Here is a 23,986-nt window from a genome sequence, read left to right as displayed (position 1 = left end):
AAATGAATACCATACTTGTTGCAGGTTATAAGAGTTTTGATGTGGGCGTCTTTTCCAATAAAGACCCTCGACTGGCCATTATCAAAAAAGCCATTGAAAGAGATCTTCGTCGTCTATTTGAAGAAGGAGTGAAATGGCTGGTCTTTTCTGGTAATTTGGGATTTGAGGCTTGGGTACTAGAGGTCGCCTTTGCATTAAAAAAAGATTACGATTTTCAAATGGCGACGATCTTCCTATTTGAGAATGTTGGCGAAAATTGGAATGAAAGCAATCAGGAATTATTAGCACGCTTCAAACAGGTGGATTTCGTGAAATATGCCTATCCCCACTATAGCAATCCGGGTCAACTAAAAGAATACAATCAGTTTTTGATAGATAACGCGGATGGAGCTTATGTTTTTTATGATCCAGAAAATGAAACCAATTTAAAATATCTTTACAAAATGATGGTAGAAAAAGAACCATTTTATGTCAAACAATTAAGTTTTGATGACTTAAATGAACTTGCTGAAAATTTTTACGAAAACTAAGTGTTATACCTTGATTTTTCTTACCATTTTTTTATATAATTGAGATGATGAACTAGATTGGAGAGAGTAATGGCGAGTATTATTTTTACTGCGAAAGATATTTTTGATCAAGATTTCAAACGAGAAGTTCGTGGTTATAATAAAGATGAAGTAAATGAATTTTTGGATGATGTCATAAAAGACTATGAAACCTATGCTGCTTTGGTGAAGGAATTGCGTGAAGAAAACGCTCGTCTTCGTGAAGAACTTGCCCAAAAAGCACAGGAAACACCACAAACATCTCCGATTGCTAGCACCGCTACGCAAGAATTCCCGCAAGTGACAACAGCGACTAACTTTGATATACTCAAACGTCTCAATCGTTTGGAAAAAGAAGTTTTTGGGAAACAGATCGTAGATCGCGATTATTAATCCCATAGTTTGTGCAATTTTTGGATAATCGCGTGAGAGAATCCTCTCATGAGGAAAGTCCATGCTAGCACAGGCTGTGATGCCTGTAGTGTTTGTGCTAGGTGAATCCATAAGCCTAGGGACTTGGTATTCAAGTTACGGCGAGTGAAGGAGCTAAGTCTAAGGATAAGCTCTAGTAACTCTGAAAGTGCCACAGTGACGTAGTTTTTAGGGAAACCTAAAAAGTGGAACGCGGTAAACCCCTCAAGCTAGCAACCCAAACTTTGGTCGGGGCATGGAATGCGTGGAAACGAACATAGCATTCTGACTGGAAACAGTAGACAGATGATTATCGAAGGAAATGGTACCTAGTCATTTCTGGAACAAAACATGGCTTATAGAAAATTGCATATAGGTTGATGAGGTGGAGAGAGATCTCAACCTCCTTTTTTAAAGTGATAGGAATAAGATGAAAAAACAATTTGAATTGATTGCAACGGTCGCTGCTGGCATAGAGGCTGTTGTTGGTCGAGAACTACGTGATCTCGGCTACGATTGCCAGGTTGAAAATGGACGGATTCGATTTCAAGGAGACCGTCGAGCAATCATAGAGACCAATCTCTGGTTGCGCGCGGCTGATCGAGTAAAAATTGTGGTTGGGACTTTTCCAGCCAAAACCTTCGAAGAACTCTTTCAAGGTGTCTTTGCTTTGGATTGGGAAAATTATTTGCCTTTAGGAGCACGTTTTCCCATTTCTAAGGCTAAATGTGTCAAATCAAAACTTCATAATGAACCTAGCGTTCAGGCCATTTCGAAAAAAGCAGTGGTTAAAAAGTTACAAAAACATTATGCCCGCCCAGAAGGTGTTCCTCTCATGGAAAATGGGGCAGAGTTCAAGATCGAAGTATCGATCCTTAAAGATCAAGCCACTGTCTTGATTGACACCACTGGTAGTAGCCTCTTCAAACGTGGTTATCGGACTGAAAAAGGGGGAGCCCCTATTAAGGAAAATATGGCAGCGGCAATTCTTCTGCTGTCAAACTGGTATCCAGATAAGCCCTTGATTGACCCGACATGTGGTTCTGGAACGTTTTGTATTGAGGCAGCGATGATTGCGAGAAATATGGCACCTGGTTTACGTCGGACCTTTTCTTTTGAAGAATGGAACTGGATGGATGATCGCTTGATTCATGAAGTCCGTCAAGAAGCAAGCAGAAAAATCAATCGCGAGATCGAATTGGATATTATGGGAACTGATATCGATGCACGGATGGTTGAGATTGCCAAAGAAAATGCCCAGAAAGCGGGCGTTAGCAGAGACATTACTTTTAAACAAATGCGAGTTCAAGATCTTCACTCAGATAAGATCAACGGGGTGATTATCTCCAACCCTCCATATGGAGAACGCTTATCCGATGATGAGGGTGTGACGAAATTGTATACTGAAATGGGGCACGTATTTGCACCTCTCAAAACCTGGAGTAAATTCATCCTAACCAGTGATGAAGGTTTTGAATCTAAATTCGGTAGTAAAGCAGATAAAAAACGAAAACTTTATAACGGAACCCTAAAAGTTGATTTCTACCAATATTTTGGGGAACGAGTAAAACGGCAGATTAAGGCATAGAAAGGATTTTTATGACAGAGAAGGATAAAAAGCCATTAGAGCAAGAAACAGAATCAATTTTAGAGTTTGAAGATGCTAAAGAGATGACGATTGGGCAGGCCAATCGAAAGGCAGAAGAAATCGAAGCAGGTGTAACGGAAGGTGATAATGTCTTAGACAAATACATCAAACAACACCGAGCAGAAATTGAAGCGGAAAAATACGATACAAAGATCTTAGCTAAGGAAGAGTTGGCTAAAGCTGAAGAGTTGGCAGCTTCAGAAACAGTTGCCGAAGTAGCTGAAGCAGTGGAGGCACCGGAAGTAACGGAAACAGTCTTGGAACAAAGTCCTGAAATGGATGCTATCTCAACAGAATTACCTGCTAAGATTAAATTTGGACCTACACCAACTGAACCAATTGTAGAAGCAGAGGAGCTTCCTGAGGAAACACCAAGCAATGCGGGCAAACGAATCAAAGCAGTTCTATACTCTGCCTTAGGTCTTGCGATTGTCGGTTCGGCCATTTTTGTGACCTATAACTGGATGCACAGTCGTGGAAAATCTGGTGGTACAACAGTTGTATCTTCTTCATCTAGCAAATCATCTTCTACTTCTAAATCAAGTAGCAGTGAACCACAAGCTCAAAAATTAGAAGAGTTTACCAAAGCCTACGATGCCTTTTTTGTAGATGAATCAAAAAGTACTCTTAAAAATGATAAATTCGGAGACTTGGAAAATCTGAAGAAACTGCTGGACAAATTAGAAGGAAGCAGTGATTATAATGCGGCTAAAACAAAATATGAAGACCTTGTGAAGCAAGTTTCTGCTATTCAAAAAGTGAATTCTCAATTTAGTTCCCCAGTCATCAAAGATGGAGTTCTGGATGGAACTGCCAAAGCGAAAAGTGATGCAACCTTTGCAGAAACAAAGACAGGCAATGAAAAATTAGATAGCTTATTGAATGAGGCGGTTGCGCAAGGACGTTCACAACAAGTTGCGACACCGGCACCAGTGACTGGAACAGGTGGTACAGATACTTCTAATGCAACTCCAGCCCCAGCTCAAGCAGCAACGCCTACGGCCCCAGCTGTCAATGCTGCTACAGGTAGTGCAGGAACGGCAAACCCAGGCTATTCAGGGTACGGTCTTCCAAGCGATGGTGTCCCACTTCAACGGAACTTGAGCCGTGTGCCATATAACCAAGCAGCTATCAATGATGTCAATAACCCAGCTTGGGTATTTGGTGATGGGATCCTTGAAAAAGTATTGAATATTGCTCGTAAACGTGGACATATCACTGGCAATCAATACATTTTAGAGCGTGTCAATATCATTAACGGTAATGGCTATTACAACCTCTTCAAACCAGATGGAACCTATCTCTTTAGTATCAATGCCAAAACGGGTTATTTCGTAGGAAACGGAAAAGGTCATTCAGATGCTCTGGATTATTAATGCTTGATCAGACATCTCCTTTTTGGGAAAAATGACAATAAAAAAGAGAGTGGGACAGAAATCGGTAATTCGTTAGAATTCGATTTCGTCGTCCCACCTCCGCACAGTTGAGTAGGGCTGTAAAAGCTGATGAAATCAGCGTAGTAGAGCCCACTCAACCACTGCGTCTTGCTCGACAATCCAAAAATAATTGAGAGGCTAGGACTTTTGTCCCAGCCTCTTTTTCGTATTAAACAAGATGACGTTCAAAGGGATCGTCAGAAATTCCTTGATCTAGAATCAGGCGACACCATTCTTTGGCTGAGAAGAGGCTGTGGTCCTTGTAATTTCCACAAGACTCAATGGTTGTGCCTGGGACATCCTCCCAAGTGCTGACTGATGCAATTTCTTCTAAAGATTCTTTAATCACTTTAGCAATTTCCGTACTCGAATGCTGTCCCCACATGATCATATGAAAACCGGTGCGACATCCAAATGGGGAACAATCAATCATACCATCGATGCGTTTGCGAATAAGCATTGCAAGAAGGTGCTCGATCGTGTGGAGACCTGCCGTTGGAATCGCATTTTCATTGGGTTGCACTAAACGAATATCGAAGTTAGAGATGATGTCTCCTTTGGGTCCAGTTTCTTCCCCAATCAAGCGTACATAGGGAGCCTTCACAGCTGTGTGGTCCAATTCAAAACTTTCAACAATTACTTCTTTTGTCATACTCAAATCCTTCTTTGTTTTTCTTGATTATAGCATAAAAAAGCAGATTCAACAAAGTGGAAATAAATGAATGTCTCACAGAGGTTCCATGAAAGAAAAGTCGATAAAAGAACAAGCGTTAAGCAAAAATATAAAAGGTTTTTCCTGTTTTTTTAGATTGTTAATTTTAGTAATTTATGGTAAAATGTAAAAGAATTTTTAATTCAACTAATTAAATAGATTTGGGGTAAAAGCATGAATTTTGTTATTACAGGTGTTTTTGCCGCGGTCATTGGTTTAGTCATTGGATATGTGGGAACTGCTCTTAAAATGAAAGCTTCAAAAGAAGCTGCGGAACTCACCCTTTTGAACGCTGAACAAGAAGCAACGAATTTACGTGGACAGGCAGAACGTGAAGCCGATTTGATTTTAAAAGAGGCGAAGCATGAGTCAAGTTCACTTAAAAAAGAAGCACTTTTGGAGGCAAAGGAAGAAGCCAGAAAATATCGTGAAGAGGTCGATGCTGAGTTTAAGTCAGAACGACAAGAATTGAAGCAATTAGAAAGCCGTTTGGCAGAACGTGCTAGCAATCTTGATCGCAAAGACGACATTTTAACAAGCAAAGAACAGTCTCTTGAACACAAAGAGCAAAGTCTTACAGATAGAACTAAACACATTGATGCGCGTGAACAACAGCTGGAAGAGCTTGAACACAAGAAAGTAGAAGAACTGGAACGTGTCGCTGCTCTAAGTCAAGGAGAAGCGCGTGACATTATTTTGAGTCAGACGGAAGAGCAACTTTCAAAAGAAATTGCCTCACGGATTCGTGATGCTGAATTGGAAGTGAAAGAACGTTCTGATAAAATCGCAAAAGACATTCTCGTGCAAGCTATGCAGCGAATGGCGGGTGATTTTGTTGCTGAGCAAACAAACTCAACGGTTCATTTGCCGGACGATAGTATGAAGGGTCGGATTATCGGTCGTGAAGGGCGCAATATTCGTACCTTTGAGAGCTTGACAGGTGTCGATGTGATTATTGATGATACGCCTGAAGTGGTGACCTTGTCAGGGTTTGATCCGATTCGTCGTGAAATCGCCCGTATGACAATGGAGAGCCTTCTCAAAGATGGTCGGATCCATCCAGCTCGTATCGAAGAGCTGGTTGAGAAGAACCGTCAGGAAATTGACAACCGGATTCGTGAATACGGTGAAGCGGCTGCCTATGAAATTGGTGCGCCAAACCTCCATCCAGATTTGATGAAAATCATGGGACGGTTGCAATTCCGTACTTCTTATGGTCAAAACGTTTTGCGTCACTCCATTGAAGTTGCCAAACTTTCTGGTATTATTGCTAGCGAGTTGGGTGAAAATGCTACCTTGGCACGACGTGCAGGATTCTTACATGATATCGGTAAAGCGATTGACCGTGAAGTGGAAGGAAGTCACGTCGAGATTGGAACTGAATTGGCACGGAAGTACAAGGAACACCCAGTGGTGGTCAATACCATTGCCAGTCACCATGGTGACGTGGAACCAGAAAGTGTCATCGCAGTCATTGTCGCTGCAGCGGATGCCTTGAGTGCAGCTCGACCTGGAGCACGAAGTGAGTCACTTGAAAGCTACATCAAACGCTTGCAAGATCTTGAAGAAATTGCAAATAGTTTTGAAGGAGTTAAGACAAGTTTCGCCCTTCAAGCGGGTCGTGAAATCCGTATTATGGTTAGCCCTGAGGCAATCAAGGATGATAAAGTGACGATCTTAGCTCATGATATTCGTGAGAAGATCGAGTCCAATCTTGAATATCCTGGAAACATTAAGGTTACCGTTATTCGAGAATTGCGTGCAGTCGATTACGCAAAATAAACAAAAAGCTTGAGATCTAGCATCTCAAGCTTTTTGAATGAAAAAATCAGTTGAAAATTAGGCCGATTTTTGTTACACTAGATAGAAAGACATTGAAGGAGAAATCATGGCGGATCGTGGCTTATTAATCGTATTTTCTGGCCCTTCGGGGGTTGGAAAAGGAACGGTCAGACGAGAAATTTTTGAAAACTCGGACAATCAGTTTCAGTATTCTGTATCGATGACGACGCGTGCACAACGTCCAGGTGAAGTGGATGGTGTCGACTATTTTTTCCGTACACGTGAAGAATTTGAAGATTTGATCCGTCAAGGGCAAATGTTGGAGTACGCTGAGTACGTTGGAAATTACTATGGGACTCCTTTAACCTATGTGAACGAAACCTTGGACAAGGGAATCGATGTATTTCTTGAAATTGAAGTTCAGGGTGCCCTTCAAGTAAAGAAGAAAGTTCCAGATGCAGTTTTTATTTTCTTAACTCCGCCTGATTTGGATGAATTGCAAGATCGATTAGTGGGTCGCGGGACTGATAGTGCAGAAGTTATTGCGCAACGGATTGAAAAAGCAAAAGAAGAAATCGCCATGATGCGTGAATATGACTACGCCATTGTGAACGACGAGGTTCCTCTTGCTGCTGAGCGTGTCAAACGTGTGATCGAAGCAGAGCATTTCCGTGTAGACCGTGTCATTGGCCATTATCTGGATATGTTACCAAAAACACAAACTATTGTGAAGAGATAAATAATTAGAAATTAGGTATAGGAATATGATGTTAAAACCTTCTATTGATACATTGCTTGACAAAGTACCATCAAAATATTCATTGGTCATTCTTGAGGCAAAACGGGCCCACGAATTGGAAAGTGGTGCAGTACCCACTCAAGAATTCCAATCAGTTAAATCAACATTACAAGCGCTTGAAGAAATTGAGTCCGGAAACGTAGTTGTTCACCCGGATCCAGAAGCAAAACGTGAAGCGCTTCGTCGTCGGATTGAAGCAGAGCGGATTCGCAAAGAAGAAGAAGAGCGCAAAATTAAGGAACAAATTGCCAAAGAAAAAGAAGATGGTGAAAAAATTTAAGGTTGGGGCTTCTCAATCTTATTTTTTGCTATTTAAAGGGTTCCGTGATAAAGTAAAGCTCATATGATAGAGGCTGGAGGTGAAAAAGTGATAGCAAAAGTCATCGTAGATGTCCCATTGATGCAGACAGATAAACCCTATTCTTATCAGATCCCATCAGAATTTGAGGATATGGTGGAGGCAGGTATGCGAGTTCATGTCCCCTTTGGTAAAGGGAATCGCCTCATTCAAGGGATTGTGGTAGATGTTTTAGAAGAGGCAGACACAAGCGAGGAATTAAAAGCGATTGTGGAGGTCTTGGATTACACTCCGGTCTTAAATCAAGAGCAGTTTTGGTTGGCGGATCAATTACGAAAAAGTGTTTTTTCTTATAAGATCACGATTTTAAAAACCATGCTTCCTTCTCTCCTCAATTCGAGTTATGATAAGATTTTGTATCCTCAACCTTCTTTAGATCCCACTCTCAAAATAAAACTTTTTGGTGCAAAAAATGAAGTTTCTTTTTCTTCTCTAGATGCAGCCGATCAAGCCCAAGTGATGCGGTTGGTCAGAAAAGGAGATTTGGTACTTGAATACAAGGCCAAGGATAAGAAACAAATTAAAACAGAAAAATGGTATCGCGTTAACCAGGAAGGATTAAAAGAACTTCAACTATCAGCGAGAGCTAAAAAAAGGCTAGCATTGAAAGAGCGCCTGTTACTAGAGCAAGGGGAGCAACTCTTAGCAGGATTGTATCAGGATTTTTCACGAGAAGTAGTGGCTTATTTTATTGATCAGGGTGTTTTAGAAATAACAGAACGAGAAGTGAATCGGGCGGCTGCATATTATGAAGGCAAAGAACAGACCCAGGCTCTGCTTTTAAATTCAGAGCAAGCAAAAGCTGTAGAAAGAGTAGTTTTTCAAATTGGGAAAACATCAAAGCCTTTCTTATTAGAAGGAGTGACTGGAAGCGGGAAGACGGAAGTTTATCTGCAGATTATTCAGGAAGTTCTAAATAAGGGAAAAACAGCTATTATGTTAGTTCCTGAGATTTCTCTGACACCACAGATGACAGACCGTTTTATCTCCCGTTTTGGTCAGGAAGTGGCCATTCTGCACTCAGGCTTATCAAATGGTGAAAAGTACGATCAATGGCGGAAGGTAGAACGTGGAGAGGCCAAGGTAGTGGTTGGAGCGCGCTCAGCAATCTTTGCACCTTTGAAGAATATAGGTGCCATCATCATTGATGAGGAACATGAGGCTTCTTACAAACAAGATAGTAACCCGCGCTACCATGCCCGGGAAGTCGCAGTCTTAAGGGCTCAGTACAATCAAGCAGTCTTGCTTCTTGGATCTGCCACCCCAAGTCTAGAATCACGGGCTCGTGCAACAAAAGGGGTTTATGAACTAATTCGTCTAACCCAGCGGGCCAATCCGGCAGCCAAAATTCCAGAAGCTAAAGTCGTTGATTTCCGTGATTATATTGGCCAAAATGAAGCTGGAAACTTCACTCCTGTCTTAGTGGAAGCTATTTCTGATCGCTTGCAGAAAAAAGAGCAGGTTGTCTTGATGTTGAACCGACGTGGCTATTCCAGCTTTGTCATGTGTCGCGAGTGTGGGACAGTGGATACGTGTCCAAATTGTGACATCTCTTTGACCCTCCATATGGACACAAAAACGATGAATTGCCATTACTGTGGTTATAGTAAGGCAATTCCTCGACACTGTCCAAATTGCCAAAGTAGTTCCATTCGTTATTACGGAACAGGAACGCAAAAAGCCTATGATGAATTACAAGAGATCTTTCCTGAGGCTAAAATTTTGCGCATGGATGTGGATACCACCCGAAAAAAAGGGAGCCACGCAGCGATACTAAATGCTTTCGGGAATGGAGAAGCAGATATATTATTAGGAACGCAAATGATTGCGAAAGGTCTAGATTTTCCCAATGTGACCTTGGTGGGTGTTTTGAATGCGGATACTTCTTTAAATTTGCCAGATTATCGATCCTCAGAGAGAACCTTTCAACTCTTGACTCAGGTGGCAGGAAGGGCAGGACGAGCAGAGAAAGAAGGAGAGGTTATCATTCAGAGCTACAACCCCAATCATTATGCGATTAGATTTGCCAAAGACCAAGATTATGAAGGTTTTTTTGCCTATGAAATGCAGATTCGCCGGCAGCTGGGCTATACGCCTTATTACTTCACAGTTGGGTTGAACCTATCGCATAAGAGTGAGGAAATTGTGATGGAGAAGTCACATCAGGTCATGGAAATTCTCCATTCTGGCTTATCCGATCAGGTTCAAATTTTAGGACCAACTCCTAAACCAATTGCGCGTACACATAATTTGTATCATTATCAAATCATTGTGAAATATCGTTTTGAAGAAGGAATTACACAGGTATTGAATCAAATTTTGGAATTTACGCAAGAAAAAGGCAACCAAGATTTACGAGTTAGTATTGATAATGAACCTCAAAGTTTTATGTAAGGAAGAAAAATGACAAAATTAATTTTTATGGGAACGCCTGATTTTTCAGCGACCGTTTTAAAGGGATTGTTAGCAGATTCTCGTTATGAAATTCTGGCAGTAGTGACCCAACCAGACCGCAAAGTAGGTCGTAAAAAAGAAATTCGAATGACTCCAGTGAAGCAAGTAGCTTTGGAGCACCAATTACCAGTTCTGCAACCTGATAAATTATCAGGTAGTCCAGAAATGGAAACTCTCCTATCCTTGAATGCGGATGGAATTGTGACCGCTGCTTTTGGCCAATTTTTACCGACAAAATTACTAGAAAACTTTCAGTTCGCTGTGAATGTCCACGCTTCTTTGTTACCTAAATATAGAGGTGGTGCGCCGATTCATTATGCTTTGATCAATGGCGATGAAGAAGCTGGGGTTACAATTATGGAAATGGTCAAGGAAATGGATGCTGGAGACATGATTGCAGCTCGTTCTCTACCAATTTTAGATGAGGACAATGTGGGAACCTTGTTTGAAAAATTGGCTGTCCTTGGACGGGATCTACTCCTAGATACTTTGCCAGATTACCTAGCAGGGGAGATCCAGCCAAGGCCACAAGATCCTAGTTTGGTCACATTTTCACCAAATATTTTGCCGGAAGAAGAAGTTTTGGAGTGGACCAAAACCAACCGCCAAGTCTTTAACCAGATCCGAGGGATGAATCCTTGGCCTGTCGCTCATACCTTGTTAAATGATCAACGCTTTAAAGTTTATGAAGCAGAGCTATGCGAAGGCAATGGAAATCCAGGAGAAGTGATTGGTTTGAGCAAAAAAGAGTTGGTAGTAGCTGCAGGTGAAGGCGCGCTATCTCTCAAAGTTGTTCAGCCTGCAGGAAAACCAAAAATGTCCATTACAGACTTTTTGAATGGTGCGGGCCGTCAATTGAAAGTAGGAGATCGCTTTGGAAGGTAAACAAATGAATGCGCGTGAACAGATCCTTGGAGTTTTAGAAGAGGTTTTTGAACATGGAGCCTATTCTAATATTGCCTTAAATCAAGCACTAGAAAATTCTAAACTTTCAGATAAAGATAGAAGTTTTGTTACGGAAGTTGTATATGGTACCGTAGCGCGGAAGATAACACTCGAGTGGTATCTCGCCCACGTGATTGAGGACCGGACGAAATTAGATCCTTGGCTCTATTATCTTTTGATGATGAGTTTGTATCAGTTGGTCTACTTGGATCGCATTCCTGACCATGCCATCGTCAATGAAGCTGTCCGGATAGCAAAAGGTCGAAAAGAAGGCAGTGAGAAGTTTGTCAATGCTATTCTTAGGAAGCTCCTTCGCGAGGGGCTACCAGCTATTGATACGATTAAGCGAAAGAACAAACGGTATTCAGTGGAATATTCTCTACCTGTATGGTTGGTCAAAGCATTGATCGAAGAATATGGTGAAGAACGTTCTTGCGCTATTTTTAAGAGTCTCTATCAGCGTAATAAATCAAGTATTCGTGTGATTGATCTTGACGAAAAAGAAGAGTTGGCTCAGACACTAGAAGCAAAATCTTCTCTACTTGCCCCGTCTGCCCTCGTGAAAGATCAGGGACATTTTGCAGCGCACACTTTGTTTAAAGAAGGACGCATTGCCATTCAAGACGAGTCCAGTCAATTGGTGGCGCCAGCTTTGGATTTGCAAGGGGATGAGTGGGTTTTAGATGCCTGTGCAGCGCCAGGTGGAAAGACGACTCACATCGCTTCTTATCTCACGACTGGGAAGGTCACAGCCCTGGATCTCTATGACCATAAACTCAAATTGATTCAAGAAAATGCTAATCGGCTCCATGTTGCGGACAAAATTTTGACAAAGAAGTTAGATGCGACAAAAGTCTATGAAACATTTGGACCAGATGCTTTCGATAAAATTTTGGTGGATGCACCTTGTTCGGGGATTGGTCTGATACGGAGAAAGCCTGATATCAAGTACAATAAAGAGGGTGCAGATTTTATATCTTTACAAGCTATTCAATTGGCGATTCTGGATAGTGTTTGTCAAAGTGTGCGTAAAGGTGGTATAATAGTGTACAGTACGTGTACAATTATGGGGAAAGAAAATTTTGAAGTGGTGGACCAATTTTTGAAACACCATCCAAATTTCAAACAAGTCCCATTGGATCACGAAAGAAAAGATATTCTCAAGAATGATTGTATCCTTATTACACCCGAATTATACGGAAGCGACGGCTTCTTTATCAGTCGTTTTAAGAGAATGTCATAATATCAGGAGGAAACTGACAGTATGGATATTACGATCTTAACCGATGTAGGTCAAAGACGGACAAATAACCAAGACTATGCAAATCAATATAAAAACAAGGCAGGAAAATCTATGGTATTTCTTGCTGATGGTATGGGGGGGCACCGTGCCGGAAATATTGCTAGTGAAATGGCAGTCACAGACCTAGGTGCAGCCTGGGTTTCTTCTGAGATCGAGACGGTTAATCAAGTACGTGAATGGTTTGCAGAACATTTAGAAGCTGTGAACCGTCGGATTCATTTAGCTGGGCAAGATGATGAGCACAAAGGAATGGGAACGACACTGGAAGCTTTGGCTTTTGTAGAAGGACAAGTGATTTATGCCCATGTTGGGGATTCGCGTATTGGTCTCATTCGCCACGGTGAATACCAGCAGTTGACCAGTGATCATTCTCTTGTAAATGCTCTTTTACGAGCAGGTCAAATTACAGAAGAAGAAGCAGCCCATCATCCTCAGCGGAACATCATCACTCAGTCCATTGGTCAAAAAGATGAGTTGGCGCCTGATTATGGTTTGGTGACTGTTGAAGCAGATGATTACATTTTGATCAATAGTGATGGTTTAACGAATATGATTGGCCCAGATGAAATCAGAGACATTGTCTTGAGTGATGTTACGCTTGAAGAGAAGGCTCAAGCATTGATTCGTTTTGCCAATAATGCTGGAGGCTTGGATAATATCACTGTTGTACTGCTCCACTTTACTGAGGAGGACGCAGCATGATTCAAATCGGCAAAATTTTTGCCGGGCGATATAAAATCATCCAACAAATTGGGCGCGGCGGGATGGCAGATGTTTATCTTGCGCGTGATTTGATTTTAGATGGGGAAGAAGTTGCAGTCAAGGTACTGCGTACGAATTACCAGACAGATCCCATTGCAGTTGCTCGTTTTCAGCGTGAAGCAAAAGCGATGGCAGAACTGGACCATCCAAATATCGTTCGGATTACAGACATTGGCGAAGAAGAAGGGCAACAATACCTTGCAATGGAATATGTTGCAGGTTTAGACTTAAAACGCTATATCAAAGAAAATGCACCTTTATCAAATGAAGAAGCTGTTCGTTTAATGGGGCAAATTCTTCTCGCTATGCGTCTTGCCCATACTCGTGGCATTATCCATAGAGATTTAAAACCACAGAATGTCCTCTTGACACCAGATGGAACAGCGAAAGTTTCAGACTTTGGGATTGCAGTGGCCTTTGCAGAGACTAGCTTGACCCAGACCAACTCGATGTTAGGATCAGTCCATTATTTGTCCCCTGAGCAGGCGCGTGGATCAAAAGCAACGGTTCAAAGTGATATCTACGCGATGGGGATCATTTTCTATGAGATGTTAACCGGGCACATTCCTTATGATGGGGACAGTGCAGTCACAATTGCTTTGCAGCATTTTCAAAAGCCTCTCCCATCTATTCGTGAGGAAAATAAGAATGTTCCACAAGCTCTAGAAAATGTGGTGATCAAAGCGACAGCTAAAAAACTGACGGATCGCTATAAGTCAGTGGCAGAGATGTATGTGGATCTTTCAAGTTGTTTGTCCTATGAGAGAAGAAATGAGAAAAAACTGGTTTTTGAAGACCAAGCGAAAGCTGATACAAAGACTCTTCCAAAAGTGAGTCCAACTCCAAAGACGGCTCCTGTTCCAATCTCTGAGGTACGCAATGAAATCAGTTCGGTAGATCCTAATCGACCATTATCTAACCAACAGACAATGGCCCCAAGCAAAAAGCCAAGAAGACGCTTACGGGCGCGCTACAAGGTCTTGTTTGTTGCCATTGCCCTAGTTCTTGCAGCCTTTACCTTCTTGTTGTATATGAGCCCGGCCAATAAAACCGTTCCGGATGTTTCTGGAAAAACTGTTGCAGAAGCTCGGGCTATCATTGAAGATCAGGATCTTCAAGTTGGAGACGAAAAAGAAGAATACAGTGATTCTGTACTTGAGGGCTATGTGATCCGTACCAATCCAAATGCTGGAGCTCAGAAAAAGGAAAACGGCAAGATTGATTTGGTTGTCTCGAAAGGACCAAGTACCTTTGAAATGCGAGACTATACTGGTATGTCTAGAGAAGATGCAGAAAATGATCTGAAAACCAACTATAAGCTTTCTAGCAAGTTTATTTCGATTGAAGAAGTCGAGACTAATGAAGTGAAACCAGGAATCGTTATTGAGCAATCTCCTACCGCTGGTCAAAAATATGATTTGACTTCTAATACAAAGGTTGTTCTGAAAGTATCTAAGGAAAGTAATTCCATCGAGTTACAAAATTATGTAGGTTCTGATTATGAGTTTGCTGTCTCTAATCTCGTTCAGATATACGGGGTGAAGGAAGCAAATATTGAACGGAAGACCACATCGCATCTTCCTGCTGGAGTAGAAGTCTTACCAGGTCAAATTGTCAGTCAAACTCCAGAAGTTTCGAGTACGGTGGACATTAACCGAACACGAATTGTCTTGACGGTATATGAGCCTAAAGTGACAGCTTCTTCGAGTACAAAAGCCTCATCCAGTTCAGAAACATCTAGTTCATCCTCTGCTGAACGATCGGATACAGAAAGTTCCAGCAGTAGTGCAACTGGTGGAGATTAATAATTCAGTTTAAGACTCAGATGGATTTCTGGGTCTTTTTGATTGTATGCGATTATCCAACCACAGACGGAAGTCAAATGAGGAAAAATTTGATAAAATAGGAAAAGATGAGGTAGACTATGTGGAAAATACAAATTTTTATTTTCGTTGAAGCCGTTTTGTTAACATTAGCAGCGATCACCATTTTATCAATCGATTTTTCCAGATTTGTTGTCTTGATGGTTCTCTTTTTGCTTCTTCTGTATTACTATTTTGGCAAACAAAAAGCGAATTTTCTTTTGATCGCACTGAGTGTGCTATTGTTTTTTATCGTGATGCTGAATCCTTTTGTGATTGCAGCCATTTTATTTGCGGTGGTTTATGGTTTATTGATTGCTTACCCTTATATGTATAAGGAAAATGAAGCCGTTGTGTTTGATGTTGAAGAGGATACGAAAATTCGTCAGGAAAAAACTCGATGGATTGGTGATTTACAACATTTTTCAAAGCAAAGTCGAGGGTATCGAGATCTGAATGTAATCCGAGTTTTTGGAAATGACACCCTCCATTTAGAGGAGGTAGCCATTTGCAATTGGGACAATGTAGTGATCATTCGGAAAGGTTTTGGAAATACAAAAATTATCTTACCGATTGATTTGGAGTTGCATTTACAAATTAACACCCTGTATGGAGATCTGAAGTTTTTGGATCTTCCTGTCCGTAAAATGAGGAATGAAACCATAGACATTGAAACGGCACACTATCGGAGATCGCACCGTTCTATAAAAATTGTGTTAGTTGGTATTGTTGGGGATGTTGAGGTGATTCGCGCATGAAGAAATTAGACTATCTCCTATTGTATTTCTATTCCCTAATGGTGGTTGCGGTCATTTGTCATACCATTTTCCATTTTGTTGGTTTTCAGTGGGGCAAACTTCTCTCAGATCTTTCCTTGCTTCAGTCATTCCTATTTTTGGTTTTTAGTCTGACGCTTGCATTGACGGCTTTGGTTGTCTTAATTATCAAAATCACGCAATTTGTAACAGTTCATGCAGTACAACAAAAGGTAGAATCTATCCTGACTGCTTCACAGCGAAAAGAAATTGCCCCCAAAGAATTGAATCAACAGTTAGATTTATTGGACAGCAAATTACTTCGACTAGAAGAAAATTTACAAAAGAGTGAAAATCGTGTGATGCGAAATGAAGAAGAAATTGTGGAAATCGAGCGTAAGAGAATTGCGCGTGATCTACATGATACGGTTAGTCAAGAATTGTTTGCAGCCAATATGATTTTATCTGGAGTGGCAGCACGGGCTCTTGAGTTAGAGAAAAGTCAGATCCAGCAGCAACTAAATGGTGTGTCAGATATTCTAGGTACAGCCCAAAATGATTTACGCGTCTTGCTCCTACATCTTCGTCCTACAGAATTGGAAGGAAAAAGTTTGGTAGAAGGGATGGAGATGATTTTTAGAGAATTGAAGGAAAAGAGTAACCTAGCAGTTGTCTTCCATCATAATGACGTGAGCATTCCAAAAGAAATGGAAGAACATCTATTTCGGATCGTCCAAGAAATTGTCAGCAATACCTTGAAACACGCTAGAGCTCAACAAATGGATGTCTTTTTGCAACAGGAAGGAAAACAACTTCATTTACGGATGGTAGATGATGGAATCGGATTTGAGCAGGAAAAATTGGAACGATTGAGTTATGGGTTGAAAAATATTCAAGAACGTGTAGAAGACATGGCGGGAACCATTAAAATAAGAACGAGTCCTCAAAAGGGAGTGGCTGTAGATATTCGCGTTCCCCTCCTTGTAAAAGATAAAAATGAAAAGGAAACTGTATGAAAGTATTATTAGTAGATGATCATGAAATGGTCCGATTGGGATTGAAAAGCTTTTTGTCCATGCAAACCGATATTGAGCAGGTCTTAGAGGCGAAAAATGGGCATGAAGGGGTGGAGTTGGCGCTGAAAGAAAGACCAGACGTCATCATCATGGATATTGTGATGCCAGAGCTAAATGGAATCGATGCGACTCTAGCCATCCTAAAAGAGTGGCCGGAAGCTAAAATTGTCATTTTGACGTCTTATTTAGATAACGAAAAGATTTACCCTGTCTTAGATGCCGGTGCAAAAGGGTATATTTTAAAGACCTCGTCAGCAACTGAGATCTTACAGGCTGTCAGAAAGGTTGCAAAGGGAGAATTTGCAATTGAGACAGAAGTTAGTCAAAAAGTTGAGTCACGAAAGAACCATGCTGAATTGCATGATGATTTGACAGCTAGAGAACGAGATATTCTGGCTTTATTGACGAAAGGATATGAAAATCAACGAATAGCAGATGAACTCTTCATTTCTTTAAAAACAGTGAAGACCCATGTCTCCAACATCTTATCGAAATTAGAAGTCAGTGATCGGACGCAAGCAGTCGTCTATGCCTTTCGACACCATCTGGTGAATCAAGAAGATTTTTAAAAGGAAACATGCTATAATAGAGCGTGATCATAAGGGGGAGACAAGTGGACGCAAAATTACGTTATAAAGCCAAAAAAGTTAAAATCGTCTTTTTTGATATTGATGATACATTACGTGCAAAAGAAACAGGATTGATCCCAGAATCTATCAAAGACGTCTTCCATCAGTTGAAAGAAAAAGGAATCCGAACAGGGATTGCAACCGGCAGAGGGATTTTTGGGGTTGTTCCTGAAATCATGGACTTAAAGCCTGATTTTCTAGTAACCTTAAACGGTGCCTATATAGAAGATACAAAAGGAACTGTGATCTACCAATCACCAATCAATGAAGCAATCGTTTCTTCTTTTGTAGATTGGGCCAAAGAATCCGAGATTGATTATGGGTTAGTGGCTAGTCATCAAGCTGCCCTGTCTAATCGGACACCCTTGATCAGTGATGCTATTGACATCATTTATCCCAACTTACCCGTAGATCCAGATCTGCATTTGAAAGAACCTATTTTCCAAATGTGGACCTTTGATGAACAGGATAGTGAGCTAGAGTTGCCCCCTTCTTTGCAAGAGGACTTGCGCCTAGTTTCGTGGCATCCCCATTCGTCAGATGTTGTTCGTTTTGAAGCTTCAAAAGCTTCAGGAGTTTCTCATCTTGTAAATCATTTGGGCTTGAAGCCAGAGAATGTTTTAGTATTTGGGGATGGATTAAATGATCTAGAACTGTTTGATTATGCTGGAATTAGTATCGCAATGGGAAAATCTGCCCCAGAGTTACAAGAAAAAGCTGATTATATCACTAAGAATTTAGAAGAAGATGGCATATTCTATGCCTTAGAGGAGTTAAATATGGTTGAAAAAGAATTGACGTTACCACAGTTAGAACTTGCTACGGCTGACGGTCCTGTCGCTGTGATCAAAACCAATCACGGTAAGATGAACATTCAATTGTTCCCGGATCAAGCGCCAAAAACAGTTGCAAACTTTGTAGCTCTTGCTAAGTCTGGTTATTATGATGGTGTCATTTTCCATCGGATTATTAAAGATTTTATGATCCAAGGGGGAGATCCTACTGGTACAGGTATGGGTGGTGAATCCATCTATGGTGAGAGCTTCGAAGACGAATTTTCAAAAGAACTGTACAATATTCGTGGAGCCCTTTCGATGGCAAATGCTGGACCAAACACAAATGGTAGCCAATTCTTTATTGTACAAAATCAACATCTCCCATATTCGAAAAAGGAATTGGTCCGCGGTGGCTGGCCTGAAGAAATTGCTGAAATCTATACGACAGAAGGGGGAACTCCTCACCTAGATCAACGCCATACCGTATTTGGACAATTGATGGATGAAGCTTCTTTTGCTGTGTTGGATGAGATCGCGGCTGTTGAGACAGGGATGATGGATAAGCCAGTAGAAGATGTCGTGATTGAAACCATCGAGATTGAGGACTAATATGAAAATTGGAGATAAGTTAGAAGGGACCATTACAGGCATTCAACCTTATGGTGCCTTTGTCGAACTAGAGTCGGGTGTCACGGGCTTGATTCATATCTCAGAGATTAGAAGTGGTTATGTAAGTAATATTCATGATATTCTTTCAATTGGAGAAAAAGTCTTTGTCCAAGTCATCGATGTTGATGAATATTCTAAGAAAGCTAGCCTCTCTCTGAGAACACTAGAAGAAACACCACAACGAAGTATTCGACACCATCGTTTTTCAAATGATCGCCACAAGAGTGGTTTTGCGCCCTTAGCTCAACAGATGCCGACCTGGGTTAAAGAAGGAAAGGTATTCTTTAGCAAACAAGAAAAGAAATAAAAACTTCGATAGGTTGATGAAACCTATCGAAGTTTTTTTGATATAGAGAATTATTCAAATTCGTAAAGGGTAGTAGAAAGATAACGTTCTCCATTATCTGGTGCAAGAGCAAGAACTTTTTTACCGCTACCCAATTCTTTTGCGACTTCAATAGCAGCATAGATAGCAGCTGCGCTTGAGATACCGACTAAGAATCCTTCAGCTCCACCGATAGCGCGTGCAAGTTCGAAAGCTTCTTCTGAAGATACGCGACGAACACCATCATATGCATTAGTGTCTAAAGTATTTGGGATAAAACCAGCTGAAATCCCTTGGATTTTATGTGGTCCAGGTTTTTCGCCAGAAAGGACTGCGGATTCATTGGCCTCAACGGCATAGACTTTGACAGCAGGATTATTCTTTTTCAAAGTATGAGAAATACCAGAAACAGTACCACCAGTACCAACACCTGCGACAAAAGCATCTAAACCATCTTTTCCAAAGGCATCAACGATTTCTTGTCCTGTTGTTCTCTCGTGTACCTCTGGGTTAGCAGGGTTTTCAAATTGAAGAGGAAGGAAGCCATTTCTTTCTGCAGCGATTGCTTCAGCTTTAGCGATAGCACCTTTCATTCCTTCACTTCCAGGAGTCAAAACGAGTTCAGCTCCATAGGCTTGGATGATTTTACGACGTTCCACACTCATGGTTTCAGGCATGACGATCACAACTTTATAGCCTTTAGCGGCACCAACCCATGACAAACCAATCCCAGTATTTCCACTAGTTGCTTCGACAATGGTATCACCTGGTTTGATCAAGCCATCTGCTTCAGCTTTTTCAATCATGCTCAAAGCGATCCGGTCTTTAACCGATGATCCAGGGTTGAAGGCTTCGAGTTTTACATAGACATCTGCAGCTCCTTCAGGAACAAGACGGTTCAATTTGACAATCGGAGTGTTCCCAATCAATTCTGTAATATTTTCATAAATAGCCATAATATACCTCAGTTCTAGGTTTTCTTGATACTAACCAGTATAGTCCCTTGTGGGGAGAATGTAAAATATAGAAATTTTATGGGTGTGATAAAAAAAAACTATCGTTGCCGATAGCTTCTTTGATTATTTTTCTACAGAAAGTAGGGGTACTTCAATCTCGCGAATTCCTTGATCTTCTATAAGGATTTTCCCATTATAAAATTCGACTAAAGCAGCTGTGATAGAACTGGTGTCTTCTTTGTCTACAAAAATAGTTGTCGCCACCCGATCTGTAAACATCGGATCTTGTTCTACCAATTTGTTGTCTTTTAAGAAATTAGCAAATTCTTGGTATTGGGAATAAGAAAGTGTGATCCCAAGAACAACTTGCTCCTTGATTTCTACAAGTCCAATCTCTCGAACTGCTTGAGCCACACTTCCAGCGTATGCACGAATCAGACCGCCAGCACCCAATTTAATGCCTCCAAAATAGCGGGTCACCACAACACAACTATTAGTGATGTGATGATTCTCTAAAACTCCCAACATCGGTACACCCGCTGTACCACTAGGTTCACCATCGTCACTAGTCCGTTTAATATCGCTATGTTCTCCAATGATGAAAGCAGAACAGTTATGTGTGGCCTTGTAGTGTTCCTTTTTGATCGCGTTGATAAAATCTCTAGCTTCCTCTTCAGAAGAGACGCGTTTAACATGACAAATGAATTTCGATTTTTTGATTTCTTCTTGAACAGTGCCGTTCTCTTTAAATGTAATATATTCCATATTCTTATTTTACAAAAAAAGAATGATTTTCTCCAATTTTTACGAATTGATAAGTATGAAGATAGAAGATGCTTATGGAAGACTCTTAACAGAGAGTCAGATGACAGACGATTTAAAAAAAATGGCCCAAGAACTCCCAACTATAGAAAAACAAAATGGAAGGTACCAATGTTTTCGATGTGGCAGTATGATTGATCAAAAACTTTGGAAGTTGAGTGAAGAGGTCCTGTATTGTAGAGCTTGTATCCAATTGGGAAGGATCCGGAGTGATCAAAAACTTTATGCTATTGCACAGCAAGACTTTGAGGGACAAGAGGTGTTAAACTGGAAAGGAACCTTGACTTCCTATCAACAAGAGGTATCTGAAGGGCTTATCCAAGCAGTTAAAGAAGGAAAAAATGCCTTGGTACATGCTGTGACAGGAGCTGGGAAAACGGAAATGATGTACCAGGTTGTAGCAACAGCGATCAAGAGTGGACAAGCAGTTTGTATTGCTACCCCAAGAATCGATGTCTGTATCGAACTGTACGGAAGGATGAAGGAAGATTTTTCCTGTTCTATATCGTTGCTTCATGGGGAATCGGACCCCTATTTTAGAACACCTTTGGTAATCGCAACCACTCACCAATTGTTAAAGTTTTATCAGGCCTTTGATCTCCTTATTATAGATGAGGTCGAAGCTTTTCCCTTTGTAGATAATCCTATGTTATATAAAGCAGCTCAGAATGCGATAAAAAAAGAAGGGAACACCCTTTATTTAACAGCAACCTCTACAGATGAGTTAGATAAAAAGGTTAAGAAAAAAGAAATCATCCGTTATAGTCTTCCAAGACGTTTCCATGGGAACCCACTAGTGGTTCCAGAAATAAAATGGGTATCGAAAATGAGAGAAAAAATAGAAAAAGGAAGAATCCCCTACGAACTATTGAAACTAATCAAGAAGCAAAGACAGACTCACTACCCATTGTTATTCTTCGTATCGGAAATAGAGTTAGGGCAACAATTTAAAGAGAATATAAAAAACTACTTTCCCAAAGAAAAAGTAGGTTTTGTATCCTCTCAGACACAGGATCGCTTGAGAATTGTAGAAGAATTTAGAAATAAAGAAAAAACAATACTAGTCTCGACTACCATACTTGAAAGAGGAGTTACCTTTCCGCTTGTAGATGTTTTTGTTTTAGAAAGCAACCATCGCTTGTTTACGAAAAGTGCCCTTGTACAAATCTCAGGAAGAGTTGGACGTAGCAAAGAAAGACCAACAGGCCAATTGCTCTTTCTATCAGATGGAATAACAAAAGAAATGAAAAAAGCAATAAAGGAAATAAAACAAATGAATCAGGAGGCTGGGTTTTGAAAGAATGTCTGCTTTGTAATAAAGAGTTAAAAACTAGTGAACATTTCACAGATCTTATTTTTATAAATCAACAAGAAAAATGGATTTGTAAAGAATGCAAAGAAAACTTCGAACAAATTGGCGAAATTCATTGTCCTAGGTGCTTTAAAGATAAGGAGGAGAAAGTATGTAAAGATTGTGAGTTCTGGGAAGACAAAGGAAATACTGTTCAACATGAAGCTTTATATAGATATAATGGAGCAATGAAAGACTATTTCAAACGATATAAATTTGAAGGAGATCGTTTGTTAGGAATGGTATTTGCAAGTGACATCAAAAAAGCGTTGAAAAAGTATAGAAACTATACAATAATACCAACTCCAATTAGCCATGAAAAAAAGCAGGAGAGAGGATTCAATCAAGTCTCGACTATACTAGATTTTGCAGAAATAAAGTACAGCACTCTATTTCAAAAAGAAGACAGCTTGGCACAATCAAAAAAAACAAGAGAAGAAAGATTAAAAACCACTCAACATTTTCAATTAAAAGAAGAAGTTCCAATAAGGCAAAAGTATCTTATCTTCGATGATATATACACAACTGGCAAAACAATCGAATTAATGAAGCGCCTGTTAATTGAAAAAGGTGTGAAAGAAATAAAGACATTTTCAATTGCGAGATAAAAAAAGATTTGCAAAAAGTTTATGAAAGCGTTATAATATACATATAAATAAAAACATAATGTTTAGAAAGTAGGTACTAATATGATTAAATATAGTATCCGTGGTGAAAACCTAGAAGTAACAGAAGCCATTCGCGACTATGTCGTTTCTAAACTCGAAAAGATTGAAAAATATTTTCAGGCAGATCAAGAGCTAGACGCTCGTGTAAACTTAAAAGTTTACCGTGAAAAGACCGCAAAAGTAGAAGTAACCATTCCACTTGGATCTATTACACTTCGTGCAGAAGATGTGTCTCAGGATATGTACGGTTCAATTGATCTGGTTGTAGATAAAATTGAACGTCAAATTCGTAAGAATAAAACAAAAATCGAAAAGAAAAATCGTATTAAATCTGGTGCAGGTAAGTTATTTACCGATGCAGTTGTAGAAGAAGCAACAACTACAGAAAAAGTTGTTCGCTCAAAAACAATTGATCTAGAACCAATGGATTTAGATGAAGCTATTCTTCAAATGGATCTATTAGCACACGACTTCTTCATTTATCGTGATGTGGAAGACAACACAACTAATGTTATCTACCGTAGAGAAGATGGAGATATTGGTCTATTGGAAGTAAAAGAATAGAGATTAAAAACATCAATTAAATTATAGAAGGATCAGGAGCAATTTTGCTCCTGATTTTTTAGATAACCCAAAGAAGTAAGAATATTTTTTAAGAAAATAAAATTTTTTGAAAAAAGGTGTTGACAGTAAGTCCAGGTCATGATATACTAATATAGTTGTCGCGAGAGAGCGACAAAGACCTTTGAAAACTGAACAAGACGAACCAATGTGCAGGGCACTATAACGGAAGTTATAGTAACTGAACAATAAAAAAACAATAAATCTGTCAGTGACAGAATGAGTTTAAGACAAACAATTATTTTAATGAGAGTTTGATCCTGGCTCAGGATGAACGCTGGCGGCGTGCCTAATACATGCAAGTAGAACGCTGAAGCT

At 40.3% G+C, this 23,986-nt stretch carries 23 protein-coding genes, 1 rRNA gene and 1 other RNA gene; 22 read left to right on the top strand and 3 right to left on the bottom strand.

Features of this window, described 5'->3' with window-relative positions; all coding sequences use genetic code 11:
* Positions 1–2: 2 nt before the first annotated feature.
* From QM351_RS09400 to QM351_RS09380, 5 genes are all read left to right on the top strand, one after another.
* Entirely contained in the window at positions 3–530 is a 528-nt protein-coding gene (locus tag QM351_RS09400) for a DUF1273 domain-containing protein (RefSeq protein WP_247920049.1), read from the top strand.
* 69 nt (positions 531–599) lie between these two features.
* A complete protein-coding gene (gene gpsB, locus QM351_RS09395; protein WP_003010351.1) occupies positions 600–941 on the top strand; it encodes a cell division regulator GpsB in 342 nt (113 codons plus the stop codon).
* Positions 942–957: 16 nt separating this feature from the next.
* Positions 958–1,323, top strand: an RNA gene (gene rnpB, locus QM351_RS09390) — RNase P RNA component class B.
* Between the two features lie 66 nt (positions 1,324–1,389).
* On the top strand, positions 1,390–2,547 hold the full coding sequence (locus tag QM351_RS09385; RefSeq protein ID WP_414327245.1) for a THUMP domain-containing class I SAM-dependent RNA methyltransferase: 1,158 nt from the start codon (positions 1,390–1,392) through the stop codon (positions 2,545–2,547).
* Positions 2,548–2,558: 11 nt separating this feature from the next.
* A complete protein-coding gene (locus tag QM351_RS09380; protein WP_414327244.1) occupies positions 2,559–3,983 on the top strand; it encodes a cell division site-positioning protein MapZ family protein in 1,425 nt (474 codons plus the stop codon).
* A gap of 229 nt (positions 3,984–4,212) precedes the next feature.
* On the opposite strand, the gene QM351_RS09375 is transcribed toward QM351_RS09380, so the two are convergent.
* The gene (locus tag QM351_RS09375; protein ID WP_024054576.1) at positions 4,213–4,695 is read right to left on the bottom strand and encodes an S-ribosylhomocysteine lyase; all 483 of its coding nucleotides are present in this window, start codon (positions 4,693–4,695) and stop codon (positions 4,213–4,215) included.
* Positions 4,696–4,929: 234 nt separating this feature from the next.
* On the opposite strand from QM351_RS09375, the gene QM351_RS09370 reads away from it, so the two are divergent.
* The 13 genes from QM351_RS09370 (at position 4,930) to QM351_RS09310 (ending at position 19,232) form a co-directional block, all read left to right on the top strand.
* Complete coding sequence (locus tag QM351_RS09370) at positions 4,930–6,537, top strand: ribonuclease Y (protein WP_049492366.1); 1,608 nt, start codon at positions 4,930–4,932, stop codon at positions 6,535–6,537.
* A 106-nt stretch (positions 6,538–6,643) separates the two neighbouring features.
* Positions 6,644–7,276: a guanylate kinase gene (gene gmk / locus QM351_RS09365; protein WP_003003905.1), complete on the top strand. Its 633-nt coding sequence runs from the start codon at positions 6,644–6,646 to the stop codon at positions 7,274–7,276.
* Positions 7,277–7,301: 25 nt separating this feature from the next.
* Positions 7,302–7,616, top strand: coding sequence for a DNA-directed RNA polymerase subunit omega (rpoZ, locus tag QM351_RS09360; RefSeq protein WP_003010339.1), 315 nt, complete (start codon positions 7,302–7,304; stop codon positions 7,614–7,616).
* A gap of 63 nt (positions 7,617–7,679) precedes the next feature.
* Entirely contained in the window at positions 7,680–10,088 is a 2,409-nt protein-coding gene (locus QM351_RS09355) for a primosomal protein N' (protein WP_414327243.1), read from the top strand.
* A 9-nt stretch (positions 10,089–10,097) separates the two neighbouring features.
* Positions 10,098–11,033: a methionyl-tRNA formyltransferase gene (gene fmt, locus QM351_RS09350; protein WP_315376950.1), complete on the top strand. Its 936-nt coding sequence runs from the start codon at positions 10,098–10,100 to the stop codon at positions 11,031–11,033.
* Positions 11,023–12,336, top strand: coding sequence for a 16S rRNA (cytosine(967)-C(5))-methyltransferase RsmB (gene rsmB, locus QM351_RS09345; protein ID WP_315376952.1), 1,314 nt, complete (start codon positions 11,023–11,025; stop codon positions 12,334–12,336). The genes fmt and rsmB overlap by 11 nt, the downstream gene beginning before the upstream one ends.
* Before the next feature lie 21 nt (positions 12,337–12,357).
* Positions 12,358–13,098 carry a Stp1/IreP family PP2C-type Ser/Thr phosphatase gene (locus QM351_RS09340; protein WP_315376954.1) on the top strand — a complete coding sequence of 247 codons (741 nt, stop codon included), beginning with the start codon at positions 12,358–12,360 and terminating at the stop codon, positions 13,096–13,098.
* A complete protein-coding gene (pknB, locus tag QM351_RS09335; RefSeq protein WP_315376956.1) occupies positions 13,095–14,963 on the top strand; it encodes a Stk1 family PASTA domain-containing Ser/Thr kinase in 1,869 nt (622 codons plus the stop codon). Before QM351_RS09340 ends, pknB begins: the two co-directional genes overlap by 4 nt.
* Before the next feature lie 119 nt (positions 14,964–15,082).
* On the top strand, positions 15,083–15,778 hold the full coding sequence (gene liaF / locus QM351_RS09330; RefSeq protein WP_003003865.1) for a cell wall-active antibiotics response protein LiaF: 696 nt from the start codon (positions 15,083–15,085) through the stop codon (positions 15,776–15,778).
* Positions 15,775–16,791, top strand: a complete 1,017-nt coding sequence (locus tag QM351_RS09325; RefSeq protein WP_049516138.1) for a sensor histidine kinase — start codon at positions 15,775–15,777, stop codon at positions 16,789–16,791. Before liaF ends, QM351_RS09325 begins: the two co-directional genes overlap by 4 nt.
* Positions 16,788–17,420: a response regulator transcription factor gene (locus QM351_RS09320; RefSeq protein WP_049492345.1), complete on the top strand. Its 633-nt coding sequence runs from the start codon at positions 16,788–16,790 to the stop codon at positions 17,418–17,420. Before QM351_RS09325 ends, QM351_RS09320 begins: the two co-directional genes overlap by 4 nt.
* 44 nt (positions 17,421–17,464) lie before the next feature.
* Positions 17,465–18,865 carry a bifunctional Cof-type HAD-IIB family hydrolase/peptidylprolyl isomerase gene (locus QM351_RS09315; protein WP_414327242.1) on the top strand — a complete coding sequence of 467 codons (1,401 nt, stop codon included), beginning with the start codon at positions 17,465–17,467 and terminating at the stop codon, positions 18,863–18,865.
* Position 18,866: 1 nt separating this feature from the next.
* The gene (locus tag QM351_RS09310; protein ID WP_023920312.1) at positions 18,867–19,232 is read left to right on the top strand and encodes a S1 RNA-binding domain-containing protein; all 366 of its coding nucleotides are present in this window, start codon (positions 18,867–18,869) and stop codon (positions 19,230–19,232) included.
* Positions 19,233–19,282: 50 nt separating this feature from the next.
* On the opposite strand, the gene cysK is transcribed toward QM351_RS09310, so the two are convergent.
* Together cysK and QM351_RS09300 are read right to left on the bottom strand one after the other, a co-directional pair.
* Positions 19,283–20,206, bottom strand: coding sequence for a cysteine synthase A (gene cysK, locus QM351_RS09305; RefSeq protein WP_003004014.1), 924 nt, complete (start codon positions 20,204–20,206; stop codon positions 19,283–19,285).
* A 123-nt stretch (positions 20,207–20,329) separates the two neighbouring features.
* Positions 20,330–20,971 carry a YigZ family protein gene (locus QM351_RS09300; RefSeq protein WP_049496186.1) on the bottom strand — a complete coding sequence of 214 codons (642 nt, stop codon included), beginning with the start codon at positions 20,969–20,971 and terminating at the stop codon, positions 20,330–20,332.
* A gap of 55 nt (positions 20,972–21,026) precedes the next feature.
* Between QM351_RS09300 and QM351_RS09295 the strand changes: the two genes are divergently transcribed.
* From QM351_RS09295 to QM351_RS09280, 4 genes are all read left to right on the top strand, one after another.
* Positions 21,027–22,325: a DEAD/DEAH box helicase gene (locus QM351_RS09295; RefSeq protein WP_414327241.1), complete on the top strand. Its 1,299-nt coding sequence runs from the start codon at positions 21,027–21,029 to the stop codon at positions 22,323–22,325.
* Positions 22,322–22,987, top strand: a complete 666-nt coding sequence (locus tag QM351_RS09290; protein ID WP_315376972.1) for a ComF family protein — start codon at positions 22,322–22,324, stop codon at positions 22,985–22,987. Before QM351_RS09295 ends, QM351_RS09290 begins: the two co-directional genes overlap by 4 nt.
* A gap of 81 nt (positions 22,988–23,068) precedes the next feature.
* Entirely contained in the window at positions 23,069–23,611 is a 543-nt protein-coding gene (gene hpf, locus QM351_RS09285; RefSeq protein WP_049496195.1) for a ribosome hibernation-promoting factor, HPF/YfiA family, read from the top strand.
* 299 nt (positions 23,612–23,910) lie between these two features.
* Positions 23,911–23,986 (top strand): 16S ribosomal RNA (locus QM351_RS09280); the annotation flags it as partial.

The sequence above is a fragment of the Streptococcus parasanguinis genome, assembly GCF_047465465.1.
Taxonomy (GTDB): Bacteria; Bacillota; Bacilli; order Lactobacillales; family Streptococcaceae; genus Streptococcus; species Streptococcus parasanguinis_AI.
This window is presented reverse-complemented; position numbering and strand designations above follow the sequence as displayed.

What these genes read in the sequence shown, in the direction of transcription:
- QM351_RS09400 (WP_247920049.1), top strand. Translation starts at nt 3, where the DNA reads ATGAATACCATACTTGTTGCAGGTTATAAGAGTTTTGATGTGGGCGTC.
- gpsB (WP_003010351.1), top strand. Translation starts at nt 600, where the DNA reads ATGGCGAGTATTATTTTTACTGCGAAAGATATTTTTGATCAAGATTTC.
- QM351_RS09385 (WP_414327245.1), top strand. Translation starts at nt 1,390, where the DNA reads ATGAAAAAACAATTTGAATTGATTGCAACGGTCGCTGCTGGCATAGAG.
- QM351_RS09380 (WP_414327244.1), top strand. Translation starts at nt 2,559, where the DNA reads ATGACAGAGAAGGATAAAAAGCCATTAGAGCAAGAAACAGAATCAATT.
- QM351_RS09375 (WP_024054576.1), bottom strand. Translation starts at nt 4,695, where the DNA reads ATGACAAAAGAAGTAATTGTTGAAAGTTTTGAATTGGACCACACAGCT.
- QM351_RS09370 (WP_049492366.1), top strand. Translation starts at nt 4,930, where the DNA reads ATGAATTTTGTTATTACAGGTGTTTTTGCCGCGGTCATTGGTTTAGTC.
- gmk (WP_003003905.1), top strand. Translation starts at nt 6,644, where the DNA reads ATGGCGGATCGTGGCTTATTAATCGTATTTTCTGGCCCTTCGGGGGTT.
- rpoZ (WP_003010339.1), top strand. Translation starts at nt 7,302, where the DNA reads ATGATGTTAAAACCTTCTATTGATACATTGCTTGACAAAGTACCATCA.
- QM351_RS09355 (WP_414327243.1), top strand. Translation starts at nt 7,680, where the DNA reads ATGATAGAGGCTGGAGGTGAAAAAGTGATAGCAAAAGTCATCGTAGAT.
- fmt (WP_315376950.1), top strand. Translation starts at nt 10,098, where the DNA reads ATGACAAAATTAATTTTTATGGGAACGCCTGATTTTTCAGCGACCGTT.
- QM351_RS09340 (WP_315376954.1), top strand. Translation starts at nt 12,358, where the DNA reads ATGGATATTACGATCTTAACCGATGTAGGTCAAAGACGGACAAATAAC.
- pknB (WP_315376956.1), top strand. Translation starts at nt 13,095, where the DNA reads ATGATTCAAATCGGCAAAATTTTTGCCGGGCGATATAAAATCATCCAA.
- liaF (WP_003003865.1), top strand. Translation starts at nt 15,083, where the DNA reads ATGTGGAAAATACAAATTTTTATTTTCGTTGAAGCCGTTTTGTTAACA.
- QM351_RS09325 (WP_049516138.1), top strand. Translation starts at nt 15,775, where the DNA reads ATGAAGAAATTAGACTATCTCCTATTGTATTTCTATTCCCTAATGGTG.
- QM351_RS09320 (WP_049492345.1), top strand. Translation starts at nt 16,788, where the DNA reads ATGAAAGTATTATTAGTAGATGATCATGAAATGGTCCGATTGGGATTG.
- QM351_RS09310 (WP_023920312.1), top strand. Translation starts at nt 18,867, where the DNA reads ATGAAAATTGGAGATAAGTTAGAAGGGACCATTACAGGCATTCAACCT.
- cysK (WP_003004014.1), bottom strand. Translation starts at nt 20,206, where the DNA reads ATGGCTATTTATGAAAATATTACAGAATTGATTGGGAACACTCCGATT.
- QM351_RS09300 (WP_049496186.1), bottom strand. Translation starts at nt 20,971, where the DNA reads ATGGAATATATTACATTTAAAGAGAACGGCACTGTTCAAGAAGAAATC.
- QM351_RS09295 (WP_414327241.1), top strand. Translation starts at nt 21,027, where the DNA reads ATGAAGATAGAAGATGCTTATGGAAGACTCTTAACAGAGAGTCAGATG.
- hpf (WP_049496195.1), top strand. Translation starts at nt 23,069, where the DNA reads ATGATTAAATATAGTATCCGTGGTGAAAACCTAGAAGTAACAGAAGCC.